Genomic DNA, 22690 nt, shown 5'->3' on the forward strand with positions numbered 1-22690 from the left:
GATCGCGACTTATTTCAGGTCTTGCGTGATGCCCTTTCTCCCGAGCAGCGTCTTCAGCTGCGATACACGCGACGGATCGATCACATTTCTCGTGAGCGATGGCGTGTTGTCGGCTCGAACGCATATTTTAAAGGTATGACTAAAGCACTTCGTATGTCTCGACTCTTCCTCAGAACGCTTCGTGAGGATCCCGCCGACGCCGATGTCGATTCGGCCCGTCTGCTTCAGCGTGCAGGCTATATCCGCAAATCCGCTCCCGGCATATGGACTTGGTTGCCGTTGGGATTGAGAGTGCTCAATAAGATCGAGGCAGTCATTCGCGAGGAGATGGAGTCCATAGGCGCCCAGGAAGTTCATTTCCCCGCGTTGTTGCCGAAAGATCCCTATGAGGCGACGCATCGCTGGGAGGAGTATGGTGAGAACATATTCAGGCTGAAGGATCGGCACAAGGCCGATTACCTTCTTGCACCGACGCATGAGGAGATGTTCACGCTCCTGGTCAAGGACATGTATTCTTCATACAAGGATCTGCCGCTTACGTTGTATCAGATCCAGACCAAATACCGGGATGAGTTTCGTCCCCGTGCAGGTCTTGTCAGAGGACGTGAGTTCATCATGGAGGATGGTTATTCATTCACCATTGACGAAAAGGGTCTTAAGCAGGCCTATATCGATGAGCGTGATGCCTACGAGCGCATCTTCAAGCGTCTCGATCTGGATTATGTGATGGTGCATGCGGTTTCGGGACCTATGGGTGGTTTCGAATCCCAGGAGTTCCTTTCCCCCCTGGCCATAGGCGAGGATACCTTTGCCTTGGCGGGTAGTGGGAAGGCCTGGAACGTAGAGGCATTGAAGACGCCGAAACCGGCCCGGATCGATTGCTCGGAGACACCGGCGATGGCGTTGAAGCCCCTTCCTGAAGCGCACTCAATTGATGATATGGTTGAGCAATGTGACAGACTGTATCCGCGTGATGATGGCCGAGGATGGAAGCAGTCGGACATGCTTAAAAACGTGGTCCTTGCCGTAAAGCATCCTGCCGATGACGAACACGACGGCAAACCGTGGCGAGAAGTCGTGGTCGTAGGTTTGCCGGGCGATCGTCAGGTGGACATGAAACGACTCGAAGCACAGTTCGCTCCTGCAGAGCTTGAAGAGGCCGGTGACGGTGACCTCAAGACTCGCCCCGAGCTCATCAAAGGCTATATCGGACCTATGGTGTTAGGTCCGCAGGCTCGACGCAGAGATGGTAAGCATGACGTCGTTCGCTATTTTGTAGATGCCCATGTAGCCGAAGGCTCGGTGTGGGTGACCGGGGGAGATGAGGATGGCGTCGATGCTTTCAACATCGTGTACGGCCGTGATTTTGAAGCGGACGATGTCGTTGAGGCGACCGAAGTGCGTGAAGGTGATATGAGTCCTGATGGCTCCGGTCCGTTGAGCTTCCAACGAGGCGTGGAGATTGGCCAGGTGTTCCAACTGGGGCTGAAATACTCTGATGCGTTGGGTCTCAAGGTGCTTGACCAAAACGGTAAGGCCGTGCCTGTCTGGATGGGTTCCTACGGCATTGGGGTCTCTCGTGTGATGGCGTGCATAGCCGAGGCACATCATGATGACAAGGGTCTGGCCTGGCCGATACAGGTAGCACCTGCGCAGGTTCATGTGCTCGCCACAGGAAAGAAAGAGGAAGCCTTCGACATCGCGGAAAAGCTCGTTTGCGACCTTGAGGCCCGGGGTGTCGAAGCGATATACGATGACAGGCCCAAGGTGTCACCCGGCGTGAAGTTCAAGGATTCTGAGCTCATTGGTGTGCCGTTGGTAGTGGTGGTCGGCCGCGATACTTTGGAAAACGGCACTGTCGAGTTGCGTGACAGGACCGGGGACAACGCAATGGTCATACCTGTCGGGCAGGCTGCAACTTTGATTTCGGATAGGGTGCATTCCTTACAAGTCTGAGTCGCTGGTCTTTTATTCGTATCGGAACCACTGCCGGGCCAAACCATGAGGTCTAAGTCCAGCAGTGGTTCCTTTGGCATCAATGTCAGAGGATTCATCGTTGTTCTTGCTTGATGAGATGTCGTTGTGCCGTTTTGATGTTTTGATTGTCGTCATTGTTATGGCGTGTTCGTGGCGGAGTAGTCGGTGGCTGTGCACGTTCGATAAATAGTTGTGTGAGTGGTATGCCACACGCCAGCCATCGTTCGCTTTAGGTGCTAAAGCGCAGGAATCGGTTTTTGATTCGCGTCGTACTTCCGCTGTGAAGATCGGTTTGTTTAGTTGCGACACGCCAATGGGCCATGTCATCATACATTCGTCCACAAATGCGGGCGACGGTGCTTTCGCTATGCGTTCGCGGGCATACTGGTAATCACCACGGGGACGAAGCGGAGGCGGTCCTCACATCGTTTTCACCGTCGCCATCTATCCTTCTTCTTTGGGCGGTTCCGATGACGCTTCGTCCTCAGTGGTCCAACGTAAGCCCAAGGTTTCAGGGAAAGGGAGACGAGATGCAGCATGCAATGACTACGATAAGTGGCTATGTGGGGACCGAACCGGTCGTCTTTGGGAAACAGGGTGGTACCCCTGCGGTTTCCTTTAGATTGGCCTATACCCCGAAATTCTTTCAATCGTCAACAGGTCAATGGCAGCAACGTGCCACGGTTTGGATGACAGTGAAGGCTTTCCGGTCCTTGGCTCTCAACGTTCGCCAGAGCGTTCATAAAGGTGACGCGGTAATTGTCACCGGAGCACTGGGAGCCGAAGAATGGACCAAAGACGGGCAAAACCATAGCAGAACAGTGTTACAGGCGACAGGCATAGGCCATGACCTTTCCTTGGGTACATCGGTGTTCACCAAAAGGGCATCGGCTCATGATCCGCATGGAAGCGAAGGTGTTGGTTCTGATGAGGGGCGACTCGATGGTCGTGAAGAGCTCGATTCCGGGCAGATCGGATTAATGAATGAGAATACCGCCGGATTATCGGTCACCAAGGACATCGATTGGGATACCCAGGAAGGACGAAGGAGAGACGTCGAGGGGCAGCCCGATGAATTCTGCCATGATGAAGGCATGTAAAGCCGTTCATCATGGCAGAATACGACGTATTGCAGGGTTTCGGTTTTTCTCCGTCGGGCACAGCCGGGAATTAGCCGAAGCTATAGAGATTATGCAAAGACGTAGCACGATCAATTGATCGTGCTACGTCTTTACCAGAGGTAAGAATTCCTGCTCTGGACTTGGTATCAGATACCTTTCCTAATGCGAAAAACGCGGGAAACGTAGCGGAAGTTCTGAGTCCGTCGCCGTACCGGCGATTGTGGAATGTCATGAAACACAATCGCCGGCAGAGCATTACCAGATATTGACGCGCTGATCAGGATTCATCCACATCGGACTCTCTGGAGTGACATCAAACGCTTTATAGAACAGATCGACATTACTCACGATGCCATTTGTTCGGAATTCCGCAGGGGAGTGCGGGTCGATTTGTAAAAACTGCTCCGCGAGTTCGGGTCTTGTCACTTCCCGCCAGATGGAGGCATAGCTCAGGAAGAAGCGTTGAAGGCCGGTGTATCCATCAATTATCGGTGCAGTGGACAATGAGGCTTCAACCGCTTCTGGCGATCCGTCAATAGGCTTTCCGGCAGACCTATCCAGTGCGAACGCATAGGCTTTTAAGGCGATATTAACCCCGGATAGATCTCCTATGTTTTCACCGATGGTCAGTGCACCGTTGACATGAGGTGCCTTGTTCGGTTCGTCTGCATACCTGTCCTGCAAGTCTTTGGGTACGTAGTGGTTGTACTGTTCAATAAGCTTGTCGGTGAGCATCTTGAAGTTCGCCCGGTCATCGTCGGTCCACCAGTTGGTCAGTTTGCCGTCACCGTCATAATTGCTGCCTTGGTCGTCGAATCCATGGCCAATCTCATGACCGATGACGGATCCTATCGCTCCATAATTGGTGGCATCATCGGCGTCTGGCTGGAAGAAAGGCGGCTGCAGTATTGCAGCAGGGAATACGATGACGTTAAGTGATGATTCGTAATAGGCGTTGACGGTCTGCGGGTTCATCTCCCATTCGAACCTGTCAACGACTTTGCCGACTTTGCTCATCATATAGCCGCAGAGATAGGTCGATGCCGCGTGCATATTCTCCACTAAGCTGTTGTCTTCACGTATGTCGAGTGGGCTGTAATCTCTCCAGTGTTCCGGGTAGCCGATCATCGGTGTGAATTTGGAGAGCTTGTCCAGAGCTTTTCTCTTGGTTTCCTCGCCCAGCCAGGAACTGTTCTTAATGGATACGTGGTAGGCCTCGATGAGATTGCCAACCAGCCTTTCCATCCGCTTCTTGGAATTCTCCGGGAAGTGGCGCTTGACATACTCCCGTCCCACCTCTTCCCCGCATACGCCGTCAACCAGAGACACTCCACGCTTCCAACGCTCCACTTGCACCTTGGAACCGGAAAGGACCTTTCCGTAGAAATCGAATCGCGCATCTTCGAAATCCTTGTTCAACGACGCTGACCAACCTCGCAGATAGGACACCCTCATCCATAGACGAAGATCGTCAATGTCGCTTTCCTTCCATAATGCATCGACACCTTTCAGGAAGCTTGGCTCGTGTACATTGACGTGATTGAACACTGACCTGAAATCAAGTGGCCACGTCTTCGATGTGTCCGTAGCGTCGTACGTGGCTTGGCAGGAATCGAGCCATACGGGAAAATCGAAGTTCGGCAGCATGGCGGAAAGCTTCGCGTAATCGAATGGATTGTTGGTTTTCTGCGTATCACGCGTGGAGACATTGTCCCAATGATAGCTCGCGATTCTGCTTTCCAAATCGACGAAGCGTCGGGCTTGGTCCTCGGCTTCACCTGCATCGGCATAGCCTGCCAGCCGCAGTAGCCTGGCGGTGAAAGCTGTGTAAGCCTTCCGGGTGTCTTCGTAACGATCTTCACGGTAATAGGCTTCGTCAGGCAAGCCGATGCCCGATTGCTCCACATGCAACGCATAATGCTCGGGATCCGACGGCTCCCCATAGACCTCGAACTCGAACATGTCACAACCACCGGTGATGCTGAATGTACCAAGTGCCCGCGTAAGATCCGTCTTGCTCTGTGCACCGTCGATCAGGTCAAGTCCGTCCCTGATTGCGGAAAGTCCGGCCTTTTCTATGGACTCAGTATCCAGATATGACGAATACAGCCATTGGGATTTCTTAGCCGGGCTGTTTGGCTCATCAAGGATCTCTTTGATGTGTTGCTGCGACTGTTCATGCAGTTTCATGAACGAACCGTATCGAGACTTGTCATCGGGCATCTGGAAAGTATCGATCCATGGGCCGTTCACGGAGCGGAACAGATCTGTGGAAGGCTTGATGACTGAAGAGAAAGAGCTTGTTTCCAGCCCCGATTTCATTGGATTATCCATAACTGCATTGTAACAAGTTAGACGACAATATACGTTTCTAAATCCATCCGCTCCAGGACGTGACGGTGTGCAGACATGTCGAAGGCCTGAGTTTTCTTTGATGGCTTCAAAACTGCATGATTCCATTGATATCGGTGCAAGTGAATGCCCGATCGCCTTGCCTGTGTTGTGTAGTGGATTCCATTCCAGATAGGTGAACATGCCATAAGCGAAACTTTGGTCGCCGCTTTCACGGTTTGATCGAGGCCTTATAATTAATAGCGTTATATCGATGGTCTATTTTTCGGTTTGGAAGCGAATAAAGTCAGGTGAATCATGAGTTATGAAACGAACAATTACGTCAATGGTGGTGATGCTGGGCAACCCGGTTACGATCCGGAGAAGAACGAATGGTTCAGGCTCAATCCTTTCAAGTTGGCGGAACAATGGCTGCCTAAGCAGGCCAAGCGCACCATCAGGATGGTTTATGCGATCGTCGGACTGGCGGCTTCGTTGTTCGGAATTGCACTGCTGTTCTGGCCGGGGAAAACGTTGAAGCTTCTCGTATTGGCTATGGGTATCTATTTCATCATCTCAGGTCTTGTGCGCATGGTCGGTGCCATTGTCGAGACAGGTCTTCCGGGAGGCTGGCGCGTACTGGATATCCTGGTCGGACTGGTACTTGCAATAGGTGGCATTGTCATGGTCAAATACAATGGTCTGGCCAGCGCGGCGCTGTTACTCGTGGCCAGCATGGCCATCGGCATCGGGTGGCTTATGGAAGGTATCATGGCACTTGTAGAAACCTGGAGGTTGCCAAGTTCCGGATGGGCGGTGTTCTATGGCATCGTCTCCATTATCGCAGGCCTTGTCATGCTCTGTGCTCCTATCGGTTCGGCGGTATGGCTTGTCATTTTCGCCGGTGTCGTCATGCTTGTCGTGGGAATATCGGCAATCATCCGGGCATTGCGTTTCGGCAAATGATGGATGGCGGTCCGTTGACCGCCGTTGACTTCTTTCCGGAATGCTGCCGAAGCCGGGACTTCGATAGTGAGCGAGTAACAATGTTTCAATGCCACGATTCATCTGCTACGCCTTGTTGGGTATGGCGGCTAGTCTTGATGCCATGATCGAACTGAAAACACCCGCCGAAATCGAGGCGATGAAACCAGCTGGCCGCTTTGTCGGAAGCATTCTCAAGGAACTCAAGGAAGTCACGAAAGTCGGCACCAACCTACTTGAAATTGACGATATCGTACGTCGACGCATCGAAAGCCGAAAGGGGGCCGAGTCCTGCTATGTGGATTATGCTCCTGATTTCGGTACCGGTCCGTTCAGACACTACATCTGCACTTCGGTGAACGATGCCGTGTTACATGGTGTTCCCTATGATTACGACCTAATGGATGGGGACCTGGTCAGTCTCGATCTCGCGGTGAGTGTGGACGGATGGTGCGGTGATTCGGCCATCAGCTTCGTTGTGGGTAACGATCCGGACCCTGATGACCTCAGATTGATCCAGTGTACCGAAGATGCGCTGAAGGCGGGGATAGCAGCAGCCCTACCGGGAAACCGGCTGGGCGATATCTCGGCTGCCATCGGTGAGGTTGCCCACGAACAAGGTTATTCGGTAAATCTCGAATTCGGAGGTCATGGCATAGGCCGTGTCATGCATGCCGATCCCCATGTCGCCAATGATGGGCGAGCCCATCATGGTTATAGGCTTCGTCCGGGTCTGACCATCGCCATCGAGCCGTGGTTCATGAAGACCACCGATGAGATATACCAGGACCAGAAGGACGGCTGGACCTTACGCAGCGCCGACGGATCACGTGGCGCTCATAGCGAGCATACCATCGCGATAACCGAAGACGGGCCGCAGATTCTGACGGTGCGCGAATAGAGATGGACGTCGCTGCGGATACGGCGATTCGGTAGCGTTCGGCGGCTTTTCGAATCCATTATCATCGATGGATTCGAAAGCGCCGAACGTATCTGGTGAAGCCGTTGCAAAATTCAGTCTTTGTTCAGTATGTCCTAGTTCTTGTGCAGCTTTTCATTCAATGTGACGCCTACTTTTCTGTGACGAGCCTCGATTGCGCCTGAAACGGAGTTCCTGATGAAAAGCAGGTTGTCCTTTCCGGACAAATCAGCTCCTTTGACGACATCCAGAGGTTGACCCGCGTCGATTTTTTCCCTGTCATGAATGGTGACTTTCGTTCCTGCCGTTACATACAGTCCGGCTTCCACGACGCAGTTGTCACCTAAAGAGATGCCGATGCCGGCATTGGCACCGAGCAGGCTGTGTTCTCCGATTGAGTTCCGGAGTTTGCCGCCTCCCGATAACGTCCCCATGATTGAAGCCCCACCTCCTACGTCGGATCCGTCACCTACCGTGACGCCTTGCGACACCCGGCCCTCGATCATGCAGCTGCCGAGGGTACCTGCGTTGAAGTTCACGAAACCGGCATGCATGACGGTCGTTCCGGAAGCGAGGTACGCTCCCAGACGGACGCGGTCCGAATCGGCGACGCGAACGCCGGTCGGAACCACGTAATCCAACATTCTTGGGAATTTATCAAGGGCGAGTACGTTGACCTCTCCCTGCGGAGTGCTGGGAGAGTTGGTTGATGGGGCGTTTTCATTCAGCGAGGACATGACCTGGAGTCTGCGTAGGGCGAAGTTCTCAACCGCGAAGGGGCCGAGATTTGTCCATACTACATTGGTCATTGCTTCGAAAATGCCTTCGAGATTGAGCGTGTTGGGTCGCGCCATCCTCATGCTCATCAGATGCAGCCTTAGGTAAGCGTCCGCCGTATCGGTAATTGGCTGGTCCAGTATGGAGACGGTAAATACAGCCTTTCGCCTGACGCCGCGCATGTCCGGTTCATCATGTTCCAACGGGCCGAAGTCATGGTTCGGGCGTTCGTTCCGGCTTGGTGGTTCGCCCAGTTCAAGATCGGGATACCATACGTCAAGCGTTTTCCCCGCCTCGTCGATGGAAGCTAAGCCCCATCCCCATGCCGTATTCGTCATCTCTGCCGTCATGGCCTCTCCTTCGTGTTGCCCTTATGGGCATACTCCTAAGTGATTGTGTTGACAAGTCTACTCCAGAAGTCGCTCTCGCGAGAAGGAAATGCGGTTTTCGAGCGAACCTGCTGAAATCGTACGTTCTGGCTATCATGGACACATGGGCATAGGCAGGATAGGAGCAGAGGACGGGCGTGAAAAAGCCGTCTTTTTGCGGGCCGGTCATGGAACGCCATTCAAGGTCTGCGTGCTTCTTAGGCTGATATTCCCGATGCTTGTTGCGGGCCGTTGACTCTCGGTTCCGGTTCGGGCTGTTTCTTCAAGTCTCAGCCGAATATGCAACGTTAAGGAACTTGGTGTCAAGCATGGCATCCGGTGCTGTGCGGATCACGGATCAGCATAGCGGAATACATGGTGAAGGATTATGGCAGAATTCGATTTTTTGCAGGCACTGGAAGCGGCACGTGCCAAGTACGATTCAATCGTCAAGGCTTTGGATGTCGAACGTCTCTCATCGGAGATCGCGGAGCTCCAGGAGGAGGCGACGCGCCCGGATTTGTGGAATGATACCGAGCACGCCCAGAAAGTGACCAGCGCACTCTCGAACAAGCAGTCGTTGGTCAAGAAGCTTGATGTCATAAACAGCAGGCTTGATGATGCACAGACCCTGTTCGAACTAGGCCAAGAGGAAGACGATAAAGGTTCCATGGACGAGGCGGAGCATGTGGTCGACTCGCTGAAAAATGACCTGGACGAGCTGGAAATAGAGACCCTGCTCGACGGCGAATACGATGAAAGAAGTGCCGTCGTCACTATTCGCAGCGGCGCCGGCGGTGTCGATGCCGCGGATTTCGCTCAGATGCTGATGCGTATGTATCTTCGTTGGTCCGAGCGTCACGGTTACAAAGTGAAGGTCATGGACACATCGTATGCAGAGGAGGCTGGAATCAAATCCGCGACCTTCCAAGTGGACGCACCCTATGCCTATGGAAGGCTTTCGGTCGAGGGAGGGACTCATCGCTTGGTGCGCATCTCACCTTTCGACAACCAGGGAAGGCGCCAGACCAGCTTCGCGGCTGTAGAGGTCGTACCTTTGGTCGAAGCTACGGACCATATCGACATCCCTGATTCCGATATTCGCGTGGATACCTATTGCTCGTCAGGACCAGGAGGGCAGGGTGTCAACACCACGTATTCGGCTGTGCGCATCACCCACTTGCCCACCAACATCGTGGTTACCATGCAGGACGAGCGTAGCCAGATCCAGAACCGCGCCGCGGCCATGGCGGTGCTGCAGTCGCGTTTGTTGGTGCTTCGTCATGAAGAGGAAGCCAGGAAGAAGAAGGAGCTGGCCGGAGACATCAAGGCGAGCTGGGGGGATCAGATGCGTTCGTATGTCCTGCATCCCTACCAGATGGTCAAGGATCTGCGGACAGGATACGAGACCAGCCAGACCCAGGCCGTGTTCGATGGTGACATCGACGGGTTCATCGATGCAGGCATACGTTGGCGCCATGAACAGCGGCGTATCGAAGAGCAGGAGGAAGGTTGATGGCACTGATAACGCTGGACCATGTTTCCAAGATGTACCCCAAGGGGGCCAAACCGGCGCTCGATGACGTCACGCTGCATGTCAACCGCGGTGACTTCGTCTTTCTCGTCGGTGCCTCCGGTTCCGGGAAAACGACTTTGCTGAGTCTGCTGCTGCACGAAGAGGAGGCTACTGACGGCGAGATTCGCGTCTCCGGCAACGACCTGCGCCGTATGAGCCCCAGCCAGGTGCCTCAGTACCGGCGCAACATCGGTTTCATATTCCAGGACTTCAAGTTGCTCAACAACAAGACGGTCTGGCAGAATGTGGCTTTTGCCCTTGAGGTGATCGGCACTAGCAGGTCCACCATCAGGTCCTTGGTCCCAAAGGTCCTTAAGACCGTGGGTCTTTCGGGCAAGGAGAAGAACTATCCTCACGAACTCTCCGGCGGCGAGGCCCAGCGTGTCGCGATAGCAAGGGCGTATGTCAATCATCCGCAGATACTGCTCGCCGACGAACCGACAGGGAATCTTGACCCTACGACTTCATTGGGCATCATGGAAGTGCTTGACGCCATCAACAGGACCGGAACGACCATCGTGATGGCTACTCATAACGAGGAGATCGTCAATTCAATGCGCAAACGGGTCGTGGAGCTTCACGCCGGGAAGATCGTTCGAGATCAGGCGCATGGTTCTTATGATTCGGCCTTGTTCTTCCCGGACGCCGATGTGGAGTCCCAGGCGCAGCAGGTGCTCAGTCCCGTGCGCCAAGCCAACGTAACCGGCGATGTCGCCGCCGCTACAGAATCCTTACGGTCGATACGGTCCAACGGCGTATCAAGTGCCATCGATGACAGCTCGGTGGCGACCCGTCAGGCGATGGATGCCGTATTGGATGCGGTGAATTCACAGGATGGAGAAAACCTCGGAATAGCCCGGCTTGCGAGCTCGGTTCACTCCGGACGAAAAGGGCGTTATGGAGAGGCCTTCCAAGAGGCCGAAACGACGATGACTTGGGGGAAGGGGCTTTCTGAGATCACGACCAAGGATGCCAAGGGCACGGCGGTGCCTGATGGGTCGAAAACCCATGCGGACAAGCCTCCGCTGCCTCCTGCACCACCCTCCGCGAAGCCCAGTGGCCATGGAAGTCGTCAACGGAATGATGACACGATCCAGAAAGGTGTTCGACAATGAGATTCCGTTTCATTCTTTCTGAAACCTGGACTAGTTTGCGCCAAAACGTCTCCATGATCCTCTCGGTTTTGCTGGTGACGTTCATCTCCTTCATCTTCATCGGTGCATCCGTGCTGATGCAGGCGCAGGTAAGCAAGGCCAAGGGCGACTGGTATAAGGAAGTGGAAGTAGTAGTATGGCTATGTCCTGATGGAACCAGTCAGGTAGCCAACTGTTCGTCCGGCAAAGCACCGACGCAGGCTGAAATCGTTCAGCTCGAACAGAACATACATAACGATCTGAGCGATGTGGTTGCGAAGATTACCTACACAAGTCGTGAGGACTTCTATAAGAATACCTTCCTCAAGCAGTATCCTGGTGGGGTTTACCAAGGGAGGACTCTGACCGCAGCGGACATGCAGGACTCATTGCGTCTCAAACTCAAGGACCCGACCAAATACCAACAGGTCAGCGAGACGCTGACGAATAAGCAGGGTGTTGAGGAGGTCCAGGATCAGCGTCAGATTTTCGATCCCGTATTCAATGTGCTGAACAAGGCCACAATCGTAACCGTGGTGCTGGCGGCGGTGATGATCGTCGTGGCGGTTCTGCTCACCGGCACCACAATCAGGATGAGCGCAGCCAGCAGAAAGAACGAAACGGAGATTATGCGCTTGGTGGGTGCTTCCAATTGGACCATACGTCTGCCGTTCATACTCGAAGGCGTGATCGCCTCGTTCCTGGGTTCGTTGCTGGCCTGTGGCGCATTGAGTCTCATCGTCAAAGTGTTCATCACCGATGGTCTTTCCAATAGCGTTCGTTGGATGCCTTACATCGATCAACGCTCAGTATGGTTGACTGCTCCGGCACTCATACTTGGGGCGATGTTGCTGTCCGCTATATCTTCAGCCGTCGCGTTGAGACGATATCTCAAGGCCTGATTTTACGCCAATTGTCGGCTTCTCTTGTGGAGTTCATGAGCGTCTGTATAATGGGTTCTAGTCTCAAGGAAAGGAAAGAACATGACGAACGCAGGTCGTCTAGGGAGAAGCGTTGCGTTGCTGCTTGCCGCTGCCACGGTTTCGGGTACGGGGCTGTTGATGGTCGCACCGCAAACGCATCCCGCCTATGCAGATGTCTATAGCGACTACAATCGGAGTGTCGCCAACCGTGATGCATTGAAACGTCAGCTTTCCGGAGTAGACAGCGATTTGGCGAACCAGATTCTGCAGCTTGATGATTTGAATTCGAACAAGATTCCGGCGGCGCAGCAGGCGGCTGATTCCGCACGTCAGTCAGCGGATCAAGCGAAAAGCTTGGCCCAGGCCACTGCCGACAGGCTTCAGGCGGCACAGCAGGATAAGCAGAATCTTGAGACTCAGATAAAGCAAACCGGTGCCGATTATGATGATGCCAAGGCCGGTGTGGCTCAACAGGCCAGGGATGGTTTCCACGGTTCCGATGCGTCTCAGGTGATGGATGTAGTCACGAAGTCGAGTACGACACGTGATTTCGTCGACAAGATGCAGTCTTCCGCCGCTGTAGCAAGAAGCGAGTCCAATGCGGCATCGGCCGATGCCGCCTGGCTTGGAAGGTCCTCGAACCGCAAAGACCGTTTGGCGGCGATTGAGACGCAGATAGGCAAGTTGAAGGAAGAAGCGGACAGTCAAGCGGCCTCCGCCCAGAAAGCTTCCGATGATGCGCAAGCGCAGCAGGCGAATCTGCAGGCTCTGCGAGATCAGGGGGCACAGGCGCGTCAGAGCCTCGAAGCCAAGAAAGGCGAACTGACCTCCGCTTCAGCGCGCGAAGCAGCCCAAGTCGCTCTGCTGAGCTCGAAAATCGATGCCTTGAATCAATCCTCCGCGGTCGTCAACGCCCATCCGAACGCAAGCTCCGGTGGGCAGCAAGGAGCGTATCGTCCGCCGAGCGCCAACAACGGAGGCGGTGCGCCGGCCGCTCCAAGCAGTCCCGGATACAATGGACACCCGACAGGCGATGCTGGGTATAACGGTTACCCCTCCGGACAATGCACATGGTGGGCCTACGAACGCCGCCATCAACTCGGTCTGCCCGTCGGATCGTTCTTTGGCAATGGCGCGCAATGGGCAGGCGCTGCCAGAGCGTTCGGCTATAGTGTGGACAATACCCCGAGGTCGGTAGGTGACATCGTCGTCTTCCAACCCGGTCAGGCCGGGGCGGATCGCACCTATGGGCATGTCGCTATTGTCGAAGGCATTTTTGGCAACAGCATCATGGTGTCCGAATGCAATTACGGTTCCGTGTACGTCACGCGGAGGATGGTCGGGAACGCTGGCGCGTACCAGTACATACACAGCTGATTCATGCTTGGACGTGTTCTGGCCTTCATGCGTTGCCTCCAACGTATGAAGGCCAGAACGTTGTTCAAGAATAGGAGGATTCGTGGCTAAAGAGCGTGGAACCAAACTTATTGCCCAGAACCGCAAGGCAAGACATGACTACACCATTTCAGATCGCTATGAGGCCGGATTGGCTCTTACAGGTACGGAGGTCAAGTCGTTGCGCGAAGGACGGGCTTCGCTTGCCGAGTCTTTTGTGTCAATAGACAGACGTGGTGAGATTTGGTTGGAAAACGCCAATATTCCTGAGTACCTCAACGGGACCTGGACCAATCATGCTCCGAAACGCAAACGCAAGCTGCTGTTGCACGCGGCGCAGATTGCCAAGCTCAGTAGGCAAACAGAGGCCAAAGGTTATACTGTGGTGCCTTTGAGTCTTTATTTTAAAGATGGTCTGGTGAAAGTGGAGATTGCCTTGGCCAAGGGGAAGAAAGAATATGACAAGCGGCAGGCGTTGCGTGAGGAACAGGATAAGCGTGATGCATTGCGCATCATGCGTTATAAGAACAGGCAAGTGATATAGTCCCTCCCTTCCCGTCCCATTCATGATCGCCATGCGGTTTCATAGAACCGCATGGCGTTTTTTTATAACGGAAACACCTTTCGACACGCCGGTGTATAAATATACAGCATATCTTATATTATGTAGAACAAGTAATTCATAAAACATGAGGAAGGGGGAACTCCATGACATTCAAACATATGAGACGTGCATGTGCTTTGGTAAGTGCCTTAGTATTGAGCGCCTCACTTGGCGCTTGCGGGACGTCCGATATGACGGCGGACACGAAGATTCCTGGATATGACGTCAGCTATGTCCATAAGGATGATGCGATCGCAGCGATGGTTCCCAAGGACATCTCGGAAGATGGTGTGCTGACGATCGGCAGTGAGACGACGTATGCGCCGGTCGAATTTGTGGCGCAGGATGGCAAGACCGCCGTGGGATTTGAGATTGATTTGGGCAAGGCAATTGCCGCTCTCATGGGCCTTAAACCGAAGATTGTATACACGCCCTTCGATACCGCCATCCCAAGCACAGGGTATCGGTATGACATCAGCATTTCCGGTTTCACTCCGGAGGAAGACCGCAAGACCGTGGCGGAATGGGTCTATGACTATTCAAGCGGTCTGCAGTTCGTCGTCCGGCATGGCAATCCCAAAAATGTCGACACCAAGAATCTTTGCGGACATTCTGTGTCGGTACAGACAGGCACCTTGCAGGAATCGGATCTTCAGAACATGAGCAAGCAGTGCAAAACCAAAGGCAATCCGGGAATCATGGTTCAGTCAATGAGCCTTCAAACCGATGCCACCACGGCCGTCATCACCGGAAAATCCGACGCTTTTTTCGCTGATGCCACGGTAGCCAACTATGCAGTCAAACAGACCGAAGGCAAGCTGGACGCGCTGGGTGAACCTATGGACCGAATGCCTCAGGCGATCGCCATCAGAAAAGGCGACATGCAAACGGCCAAAGCAGTGCAAGCCGCGATTAACAAGCTCATTGATGACGGCACCTATATGAAGATATTGAAATATTGGGGAGTCGAATCAGGGGCGATCAAGAAATCAATAGTCAATCCAAAGCTCACGCAGCGCTGACTGCGCCAATCCAATGACTGAGAAACACTGAAAAACGATGAAGGGAACGAAAATGGAAGGCAAACATACTACAACCGAAATTCCTGGCAAAATCAAGGCGTTACCGGTAAAACGGCCTGGTTCGCTCATAGCTGGTATTGTGGTGGCGCTGCTTGCGGTCTGGATAGCCCGTGGTCTCATAGGCAATGATAAATTGGATTGGCCGACGGTATGGCATTATCTGTTCAACGAGAATGTTCTTGATGGTATTTTCTGGACTCTGATTCTTACGGTCGGCTCAATGGTCATAGCCGTCATTCTTTCCGTGATTCTCGCAATCATGAGGAAATCAGTGAATCCTGTACTGCGGGGAGTAAGCTGGTTTTACATTTGGTTCTTCCGTGGCACACCGGTGTATACGCAGTTGATTTTCTGGGGATTGTTTGTAGTCTTGGTGCCTAAGCTTTCGCTTGGCATACCTTTTACCTCACTGACGTTTTGGTCGATCAATACGCAGGACATATACAATTTCGTAGAATCGGGCTTCATGGCGGCATTGCTGGGATTGGCGCTTAATGAAGCCGCCTATCTTGCCGAAATCGTGAGGACTGGTTTGGATGCCGTTGATTCAGGTCAGATAGAAGCGGCTCAGGCTCTCGGTATGAGCCGTGGGCAGATCATGCGTCGCATTATCCTTCCGCAAGCCATGAGGATCATTATCCCCCCCACCGGCAATGAGACAATAGGCATGCTGAAAACCACCTCGTTGGTCATGGCTGTTCCGTTCACCTTTGAACTGCAATGGGCCACGACTACCATCGCCAACCGTATCTATAAGCCGATTCCGTTGTTGTTGGTGGCGGGCATCTGGTACTTGGTCATCACCTCCTTCCTCATGGTGATCCAAGCTCAGCTGGAGAAGCATTTCGGTAAAGGCTTTACCAAGGAGGCGGCGAAGCAGAACGGTTCCGACGTCACTATGACAGACGCGAAGCCCAACGGAGCTTCGTCCGGAAACGACGAAACCGATTTGAAATTCATGGGCCTCAACGCCTGATGCCAAACGATTCGAGGAACAATTCAGACATGGAAGGAAAAACGATGACTACAACGGAGAATTTCAACGCTGATCATGCGTCAGTACCCACGGTCAAGGCAACCAACGTGCACAAGATGTTCGGCGATCTGCATGTACTTAAAGGCGTGGATCTGATTGTCGAACCAGGAACGGTGAACGTCATACTCGGCCCATCTGGTTCAGGCAAATCTACCTTGTTGCGGCTCATCAACCAGCTTGAAACGCTCACAGCAGGGAGTATCGAGGTCAATGGTGAACTGATGGGGTACAAACACGTCAAGCACAATGGTGAAGACATGCTCCAAACGCTTAACGAAAAGGAGGTTGCCAAGCAGCGTGAGCACATCGGCATGGTCTTCCAACGCTTCAACTTGTTTCCCCACAAAACCGCCATCGAAAACGTGATGGAAGCTCCGGTCCATGTTGCGAAAGTCCCCAAGAGCGTGGCCAAGGAACAAGCCATGGCACAGTTACAGCGTGTGGGGTTGGCGGATAGGGCGGACTATTACCCCATGCAGCTTTCGGGTGGTCAGCAGCAGCGCGTCGCAATCGCACGGGCACTTGCCATGAATCCTGAACTCATGCTGTTCGATGAACCCACCAGTGCCCTCGATCCGGAACTCGTAGGTGAAGTGCTCAAGGTGATGCGCCAGCTTGCCGATGACGGCATGACCATGATTGTGGTGACGCACGAGATTGGTTTTGCCAAAGAGGTAGCGGATCAGGTGGTGTTTATGGATGGAGGAGTCGTAGTCGAACAAGGCGGCCCTGAAATCATTGACAATCCGACAAGTCCGCGTTTCTCCGAGTTCCTCAGCCATGTGCTGTAGAGTTACGCTTGCTTTCATAACCAGGATGACATGAGTGCAGGCGGAGCTTTCGCCTTCCAGCCGAGTCTGATTGTCGTGATGCGGTGTTTTTACGATGATCGGACGCGGCTCTTTTGGCATGTATCTTGTAAAAACATGGCGACTTTCCGGCGGTTTCAAACCTATGAGCGCTCACAACGAATTTGACTTAGAACCAGAAGAAGAGTACAGAGCTTCCTGCGTATGTTTTTCGGCCGCCATGTCTTTCTAGAAGTTTGTCAGGTCGGTATCGCCTCCCTATCGGTTGGGTTTGAACCTGTCAAAGTGCCCTGTAACCTTGTCTCGCGGTTAGTTCTTCGATCCAGACAGAGAATGCGCATTCGGCTGAAGGCATGTTCCGTCATGAGATCGTTTACACTGGATGTTCATGTGTGGAATCGTAGGATACGTAGGAAACGGCACGGCATGCGGTAAACCGCTGGAAGTGTGCATGGAAGGTCTGAAACGTCTCGAATACCGCGGGTATGATTCCGCTGGAGTTGCGGTGGTGGCTCCAGGACTCGGATCTGCACTCGTGCGCAAGAAGTCAGGAAGGCTGGCGAATCTGTCCGCCGAACTTGAGCGAGACCCATTGCCGGAGGCGACAGCTGCCATAGGCCATACCCGCTGGGCCACCAACGGAGAGCCGAGTGATGTGAACGCCCACCCTCATACCAGTGCCGACGGGCATATCGCCATCATCCACAACGGCATCATCGAAAACGCAGGCGTATTACGCGAGCAGCTCAAAGAAGAAGGCTATAGCTTTGACTCGGCTACCGACACGGAAGTGGCGGCCAAACTTCTGGGTAGGAACGCTGACGAGATCATCGCGGAAAACGGTGAGACCGATCTGTTCGAGGCACTGCGTCGAACGGCACGAATGCTGACAGGAGCCTTCACGATCCTGGCAGTGGACTGCAGACAACCCGACATCGTCGTGGGTGTGCGACATGATTCGCCACTGGTCGTAGGCCTTGGAGTAGAGGAGAACTTCCTTGGCTCGGATGTCGCGGCTTTTGTAGCGTACACCAAGGAGGCCATGGAATTAGGACAGGATGAAGCCGTGTGCATCAGCTCTCACGAGGTCATCGTCACCGATTTCGATGGCACACCAATCACCGACTCGCGACGCTTCAGCGTCGATTGGGATGCGGGCGCCGCTGAGAAAGGTGGCTGGGACTCCTTCATGGACAAGGAAATCCACGAAGACCCCGCAGCTGTGCGCAATACATTGCTTGGCCGTTTCAGCGCGCAAGGGGACATCGTTCTGGACGAAGTCCGCATTGAGCCGGAGGTGTTCCGTGCCGTGGACAAGATTATCGTTGTAGCTTGCGGGACAGCCAGCTATGCGGGGATGGTTGCGAAATACGCCATCGAACATTGGGTGCGCATACCGGTCGAGGTGGAGCTCGCCCACGAGTTCCGCTATCGTGACCCGATTCTCACGCCCCGTACCTTGGTAGTGGCCATTTCCCAGTCCGGAGAGACCATGGATACGCTTATGGCATTGCGCCATGCACGTGAGCAAGGTTCTCATGTACTGGCAATCTGCAACACTCAGGGTTCGAGCATTCCAAGGGAGTCGGATGCCGTGCTCTATACTCATGCAGGTCCCGAAGTGGCTGTCGCCTCCACGAAGGCCTTCGTCTCCCAAATCGTCGCCGCTTATCTGCTTGGTCTGTATCTGGCGCAGGTCAAGTCCACCTTGTATGCCGATGAGATACACGAGGTGGTCGAGCAGCTTAAGGCCATGCCGGACAAGATCCAGTGGGTCCTTGACAATGTGTCCAGTACTGTAGAGGCCGCTGCGAAAAGGTTGGTGAACTCACGTTCGTTCCTCTTCCTGGGCAGACATGTCGGTTACCCGGTGGCGATGGAGGGCGCCTTGAAGCTCAAGGAGGTGGCTTATACATTTACCGAAGGCTTCGCCGCAGGTGAACTCAAGCATGGTCCCATCGCCTTGGTCGAGGAGGGCGAGCCGGTCGTCGTCATCGTCCCTTCGGCGCGTGGACGTGACGTGCTTCATAACAAGGTCGTTTCCGGTATCGAAGAAGTGAAGGCCAGAGGCGCCTTTACAGTCGCAGTGGCCGAGGAAGGCGATCCAGATGCCGAGCGGTATGCGGATGTCGTGTTCTGGCGTCCTCAGTGCCCGACGTTGCTCAGCCCTTTGGTGGATGTGGTCTCGTTGCAGCTACTTGCGCTCGATATGGCCAGACTTAAAGGGTACGACGTGGACAAGCCCCGCAACCTGGCCAAGTCGGTCACGGTGGAGTGATTCGGTGGCGTCGGTCAGGCACCGTTGGGTGACGGATGAGCCGAGGATTCCCTTCAATCTTGAAGTCCTATACGACGATGCATCAATCATCGTCGTAGACAAACCCCACTTTCTGGCGACCATGCCGCGCGGAATGTGGTATCGGCAGACGGCGCTCATGCGACTGCGCGCGATGTATGACGATGATTCCATCGTACCTGCCCACCGTCTGGACCGGATGACTGCGGGAGTTGTGCTGTTTGTCCGCGACCCCGCGTTGCGCGGGGCCTATCAGACGATGTTTCAGGAGCACAAGGTGGAGAAGATCTATGAATGCCTTGCGCCCGCTAAACCGATCGCTCGACCGTGGAATGGTACGGTGGAGTTCATTGCACGGCCGAATGTCTTCCCGCTGATAAGACGTTCGCATATTGTCAAAGAGCGAAGCCGACTCCAGGCTCGCGAGATTCCCGGTGAGCCCAACGCCCAGACTATGATCGATCTTGGCCGTCCTCCTGCTTGTGCGCAAGGATACAGAGAATACGTCCTACATCCTTGCACAGGAAAGACGCATCAGCTGCGTGTCCATATGAACTCCCTGGGTCTGCCCATTTGCGGCGACGATCTTTATCCGACGGTCGTAGATAGGCCTTATGATGACTTCTCTACTCCTCTGGAACTTGTGGCTCGTTCATTGGAATTCAAGGACCCTGTCAGTGGCACAGTGCACAGGTTCACGTCCAAGGTGCCTATTGGTGTAGCCTAGAACCTGATGGGAAACGGTATGACGATGAGAGTGAAATTGGCACGGTTGACGGCTATGGTATGCACCGTGGTGAACCTTTTTGCATTGAGTTCCTGTCAGGCTGCCACGGACAATCGAACGCTTATCAACGTCTGGTCGTGGGAACCGAGTATGGAGGCCGAGGCCAGAGTCTTTGAACGTGAGAATCCGGACATTCGAGTCAAAGTCACCGAGAAAAGCGGCTATGACAATCTCAACACCGCCATTCAGGATGGTTATGGGCAACCGGATGTCGTGCAATTGGAGTATTACGCGTTGCCCCAGTACGCTGTGAGCGGGCAGATACGTGATATCACCGACGAGGCGTCAGGATACTCTTCTTCGTTTTCACCGGGCACGTGGTCGTCGGTTCAGCTCAACAACCGGGTGTATGGCATCCCCCTTGATTCCGGCCCAATGGCATTTTTCTATAACAAAGACGTCTTCGATCAGGCTGGGGTCGACGCCACTGCGATACATAGTTGGGAAGACTATTACAATGCGGCCAAAAAACTCAAATCGATAGGCGCGTATATCACGGCGGATTCCGGGGATGCAAGCTTCTACAATGCGATGATATGGCTTGCGGGGGGTCGTCCTTTCAAGACCTCTGCGGACGGGCATCAGGTGACCATCGATCTTGCGCAGGATCAGGCGACAAGACGATTCACTGGATTCTGGCAGAAAATGGTTGATGAGGGGCTTGTGAACACCACTTTGCCGACATGGTCCGATGGTTGGAAGAAGTCGGTGGGCAATGGCAGTGTCGCTTCGTTGTTCGCGGGAGCCTGGCTGCCGTCGCTGCTGCTGTCGGACCTTCCGGGCACATCCGGGCTATGGAGGGTCGCTCCGATGCCGACGCCGGACGGCAGGACCGGGAACTCTGAGAATGGGGGGTCCTCCTTGGCGATCCTGCAGTCAAGTCGCAAGCCCCAGGCAGCCTTCCGCTTTATACGTTATGTATGCCACAGCAGGGAAGGCATCGATCGCAGGGTGGAGGGCGGCGCCTTTCCCGCGGATTCGAGCTCGTTGAAGAGCCAACGGTTTTTGCGGAAGACCACGCTCAGGGATGCCCGGGGCGTTGAAGTCAATTACTTCGGTGGTCAGGAGTTCAATCGTGTGCTTTCCCGGTCGGCTGCAGATGTTTCGGTGGGTTACACATATCTGCCCTTCGAAGTCTACGCGCGAAGCGACTTTCGGAACACGGTCGGCGCGGCGTATCAGTGGTCCAACAAAAAACTGGCATTCGAGCGGACCGAACAACGGATCGAGGAGGGACAGATGAACCCGGATGGCTCTCCGCTGCAGCTTCCGCAGAACCCAGGGGCGAAGGTGAGTCTTTCCGATGGCCTGGAGGCCTGGCAGAAAGATCTCAAGGAGTATGGTACCAACCAAGGGTTCGATGTGCGCTGACGGTGGCTTGATCCATAACGCCTGTGAAACGCAGTATGCCGACGGCAGAGTCCGGCCGATGAGATCTCTACTGCAGGCGGTGTGCGCCGGGCGTTCGGGCTGCGCCGCCTGCCCGGTGTGAGGAGGGTCGATCGATCGTCTGGGTGTATATCTGCAGCATTCCTTTGAAGATGAGATCCGGATCGTATACGTCGATCATATCGGTCTCTCCTTTGAGTACCGAAGACAGTCCTCCTGTCGCGACTACCGTGAAATCCTCCTTGAGCTCCCGACGGAATTGTTCGATGATCCGTTCCGTGCCGCCTAGGAAATCATAGAACAGTCCGGCCTGCATGGCGGTTTTGGTTTCCGTGGCTAGTATGGTGTTCGGTCTGGTGATTTCGACTTCGGGTAGTTGCGCGGTCCCCTGCCACAAGGCCCGCGCGCAGGTGCGTAGGCCCGGCGTGATGAGCCCGCAGGTGATGCAACGGTTCGCATTGACGTAATTGAAGGTGGTGGCGGTGCCGAAGTCGATCACGAGCACGGGGCCTCCATACAGGTGGTATGCACCCACGCAGTCGGCAAGGCAGTCCGCCCCCAATGATTTGGGGTCGTCGATGCGGATGGAAAGTCCTGACTTCGTCCCTTGCCCCACAACCATGGGTTCCAAGCCGAGGAATTTGAGTATTCCCGCCTTGAACGAGTGCATCACCTGAGGGACCACGGATGAGATGATCACATCGGTTACGTCGTCAGGCACGATGCCGGTCAGATCAAGCAACTGCGTCAGTTTCAGACCGTATTCGTCGCTTGTGCAGCCACTGTCGGTTGCTATGCGATACGTGTCGATCATCCCGTCTGAGTCAAGAAAACCTATGACGATGTTCGTGTTCCCGATATCCGCCGCAATAAGCATGGGTGCCACTTCCTTCCATCCCTGTTCCTGAGCACACGCCGAGCGCTGATATCTGAGATTATAGACTTGCCGTTGCCACAATCAGCGTTGTGTTCCGACGGTGCATATCGCAGCGGTGACGACTGTGGCGGTCTAACCAATCACGCAGGTTATACCGGGGGCAGAAAGCTTTATTTGTATGTCGTCATATGCGAATCTGGTTTTTTCGAGTCGTTGATCATGTTGTGTTTCCGGGTTGTCGAGAAGGTTGGAAGTCTTGGCAGATGTCGTAACCATGAATTTCTTCCATGGCTGTAAGAAAAGCAA

At 54.1% G+C, this 22690-nt stretch carries 17 protein-coding genes and 1 pseudogene; 15 read left to right on the forward strand and 3 right to left on the reverse strand.

Going from position 1 to position 22690, the window contains the following annotated elements:
• Nucleotides 1–135 precede the first annotated feature (135 nt).
• The gene (locus BBOMB_RS01820) at nucleotides 136–1956 is read left to right on the forward strand and encodes a proline--tRNA ligase (protein WP_044086890.1); all 1821 of its coding nucleotides are present in this window, start codon (nucleotides 136–138) and stop codon (nucleotides 1954–1956) included.
• 563 nt (nucleotides 1957–2519) lie between these two features.
• Nucleotides 2520–3077, forward strand: a complete 558-nt coding sequence (locus tag BBOMB_RS01825) for a single-stranded DNA-binding protein (protein ID WP_161787684.1) — start codon at nucleotides 2520–2522, stop codon at nucleotides 3075–3077.
• 276 nt (nucleotides 3078–3353) lie between these two features.
• Here the strand turns inward: BBOMB_RS01825 and BBOMB_RS01830 are convergent, their stop codons facing one another.
• Entirely contained in the window at nucleotides 3354–5432 is a 2079-nt protein-coding gene (locus tag BBOMB_RS01830) for a M13 family metallopeptidase (RefSeq protein ID WP_044086584.1), read from the reverse strand.
• Between the two features lie 315 nt (nucleotides 5433–5747).
• Between BBOMB_RS01830 and BBOMB_RS01835 the strand changes: the two genes are divergently transcribed.
• Both BBOMB_RS01835 and map read left to right on the forward strand, forming a co-directional pair.
• A complete protein-coding gene (locus BBOMB_RS01835; protein ID WP_052377339.1) occupies nucleotides 5748–6395 on the forward strand; it encodes an HdeD family acid-resistance protein in 648 nt (215 codons plus the stop codon).
• A gap of 142 nt (nucleotides 6396–6537) precedes the next feature.
• Nucleotides 6538–7314, forward strand: a complete 777-nt coding sequence (map, locus tag BBOMB_RS01840; protein ID WP_044086894.1) for a type I methionyl aminopeptidase — start codon at nucleotides 6538–6540, stop codon at nucleotides 7312–7314.
• A gap of 134 nt (nucleotides 7315–7448) precedes the next feature.
• Here map and dapD read toward each other — a convergent pair whose 3' ends face one another.
• Entirely contained in the window at nucleotides 7449–8447 is a 999-nt protein-coding gene (dapD, locus tag BBOMB_RS01845; protein WP_044086895.1) for a 2,3,4,5-tetrahydropyridine-2,6-dicarboxylate N-succinyltransferase, read from the reverse strand.
• A gap of 418 nt (nucleotides 8448–8865) precedes the next feature.
• Here dapD and prfB point away from each other — a divergent pair, with 418 nt between their 5' ends.
• From prfB to BBOMB_RS01905, 11 genes are all read left to right on the forward strand, one after another.
• A complete protein-coding gene (prfB, locus tag BBOMB_RS01855; protein ID WP_044086586.1) occupies nucleotides 8866–9993 on the forward strand; it encodes a peptide chain release factor 2 in 1128 nt (375 codons plus the stop codon).
• Nucleotides 9993–11168: a cell division ATP-binding protein FtsE gene (gene ftsE / locus BBOMB_RS01860; RefSeq protein ID WP_044086587.1), complete on the forward strand. Its 1176-nt coding sequence runs from the start codon at nucleotides 9993–9995 to the stop codon at nucleotides 11166–11168. The genes prfB and ftsE overlap by 1 nt, the downstream gene beginning before the upstream one ends.
• Nucleotides 11165–12088 (forward strand): permease-like cell division protein FtsX, encoded by a 924-nt coding sequence (gene ftsX / locus BBOMB_RS01865; protein WP_044086588.1) that lies wholly within the window; start codon nucleotides 11165–11167, stop codon nucleotides 12086–12088. The genes ftsE and ftsX overlap by 4 nt, the downstream gene beginning before the upstream one ends.
• An 81-nt stretch (nucleotides 12089–12169) precedes the next feature.
• Entirely contained in the window at nucleotides 12170–13486 is a 1317-nt protein-coding gene (locus BBOMB_RS01870; protein WP_044086589.1) for a CHAP domain-containing protein, read from the forward strand.
• Between the two features lie 82 nt (nucleotides 13487–13568).
• Nucleotides 13569–14048 carry an SsrA-binding protein SmpB gene (gene smpB, locus BBOMB_RS01875; RefSeq protein WP_044086591.1) on the forward strand — a complete coding sequence of 160 codons (480 nt, stop codon included), beginning with the start codon at nucleotides 13569–13571 and terminating at the stop codon, nucleotides 14046–14048.
• Nucleotides 14049–14212: 164 nt separating this feature from the next.
• The gene (locus BBOMB_RS01880; protein ID WP_044086592.1) at nucleotides 14213–15130 is read left to right on the forward strand and encodes an ABC transporter substrate-binding protein; all 918 of its coding nucleotides are present in this window, start codon (nucleotides 14213–14215) and stop codon (nucleotides 15128–15130) included.
• 52 nt (nucleotides 15131–15182) lie between these two features.
• The gene (locus tag BBOMB_RS01885) at nucleotides 15183–16166 is read left to right on the forward strand and encodes an amino acid ABC transporter permease (RefSeq protein WP_414133043.1); all 984 of its coding nucleotides are present in this window, start codon (nucleotides 15183–15185) and stop codon (nucleotides 16164–16166) included.
• Between the two features lie 44 nt (nucleotides 16167–16210).
• Nucleotides 16211–17017, forward strand: coding sequence for an amino acid ABC transporter ATP-binding protein (locus tag BBOMB_RS01890; RefSeq protein ID WP_044086594.1), 807 nt, complete (start codon nucleotides 16211–16213; stop codon nucleotides 17015–17017).
• A gap of 406 nt (nucleotides 17018–17423) precedes the next feature.
• Nucleotides 17424–19313 (forward strand): glutamine--fructose-6-phosphate transaminase (isomerizing), encoded by a 1890-nt coding sequence (gene glmS, locus BBOMB_RS01895; protein WP_044086896.1) that lies wholly within the window; start codon nucleotides 17424–17426, stop codon nucleotides 19311–19313.
• Between the two features lie 28 nt (nucleotides 19314–19341).
• Nucleotides 19342–20058: a pseudouridine synthase gene (locus BBOMB_RS01900; RefSeq protein WP_414133063.1), complete on the forward strand. Its 717-nt coding sequence runs from the start codon at nucleotides 19342–19344 to the stop codon at nucleotides 20056–20058.
• A gap of 18 nt (nucleotides 20059–20076) precedes the next feature.
• Complete coding sequence (locus BBOMB_RS01905) at nucleotides 20077–21489, forward strand: ABC transporter substrate-binding protein (RefSeq protein WP_044086897.1); 1413 nt, start codon at nucleotides 20077–20079, stop codon at nucleotides 21487–21489.
• 133 nt (nucleotides 21490–21622) lie between these two features.
• On the opposite strand, the pseudogene BBOMB_RS01910 reads toward BBOMB_RS01905, so the two are convergent.
• A pseudogene (locus BBOMB_RS01910) lies at nucleotides 21623–22384 on the reverse strand (type III pantothenate kinase); the annotation flags it as partial.
• Between the last annotated feature and the right edge of the window lie 306 nt (nucleotides 22385–22690).

It is taken from the genome of Bifidobacterium bombi DSM 19703 (assembly GCF_000737845.1).
Classification (GTDB): domain Bacteria; phylum Actinomycetota; class Actinomycetes; order Actinomycetales; family Bifidobacteriaceae; genus Bifidobacterium; species Bifidobacterium bombi.

Excerpts from the sequence above, each read along its gene's own strand:
- BBOMB_RS01870 (WP_044086589.1), top strand. The coding sequence starts at position 12,170 with ATGACGAACGCAGGTCGTCTAGGGAGAAGCGTTGCGTTGCTGCTTGCC.
- BBOMB_RS01880 (WP_044086592.1), top strand. The coding sequence starts at position 14,213 with ATGACATTCAAACATATGAGACGTGCATGTGCTTTGGTAAGTGCCTTA.
- map (WP_044086894.1), top strand. The coding sequence starts at position 6,538 with ATGATCGAACTGAAAACACCCGCCGAAATCGAGGCGATGAAACCAGCT.
- BBOMB_RS01820 (WP_044086890.1), top strand. The coding sequence starts at position 136 with ATGACTAAAGCACTTCGTATGTCTCGACTCTTCCTCAGAACGCTTCGT.
- BBOMB_RS01890 (WP_044086594.1), top strand. The coding sequence starts at position 16,211 with ATGACTACAACGGAGAATTTCAACGCTGATCATGCGTCAGTACCCACG.
- prfB (WP_044086586.1), top strand. The coding sequence starts at position 8,866 with ATGGCAGAATTCGATTTTTTGCAGGCACTGGAAGCGGCACGTGCCAAG.
- ftsE (WP_044086587.1), top strand. The coding sequence starts at position 9,993 with ATGGCACTGATAACGCTGGACCATGTTTCCAAGATGTACCCCAAGGGG.
- BBOMB_RS01905 (WP_044086897.1), top strand. The coding sequence starts at position 20,077 with ATGACGATGAGAGTGAAATTGGCACGGTTGACGGCTATGGTATGCACC.
- BBOMB_RS01835 (WP_052377339.1), top strand. The coding sequence starts at position 5,748 with ATGAGTTATGAAACGAACAATTACGTCAATGGTGGTGATGCTGGGCAA.
- dapD (WP_044086895.1), bottom strand. The coding sequence starts at position 8,447 with ATGACGAATACGGCATGGGGATGGGGCTTAGCTTCCATCGACGAGGCG.
- glmS (WP_044086896.1), top strand. The coding sequence starts at position 17,424 with ATGTGTGGAATCGTAGGATACGTAGGAAACGGCACGGCATGCGGTAAA.
- BBOMB_RS01825 (WP_161787684.1), top strand. The coding sequence starts at position 2,520 with ATGACTACGATAAGTGGCTATGTGGGGACCGAACCGGTCGTCTTTGGG.
- BBOMB_RS01885 (WP_414133043.1), top strand. The coding sequence starts at position 15,183 with ATGGAAGGCAAACATACTACAACCGAAATTCCTGGCAAAATCAAGGCG.
- ftsX (WP_044086588.1), top strand. The coding sequence starts at position 11,165 with ATGAGATTCCGTTTCATTCTTTCTGAAACCTGGACTAGTTTGCGCCAA.
- BBOMB_RS01830 (WP_044086584.1), bottom strand. The coding sequence starts at position 5,432 with ATGGATAATCCAATGAAATCGGGGCTGGAAACAAGCTCTTTCTCTTCA.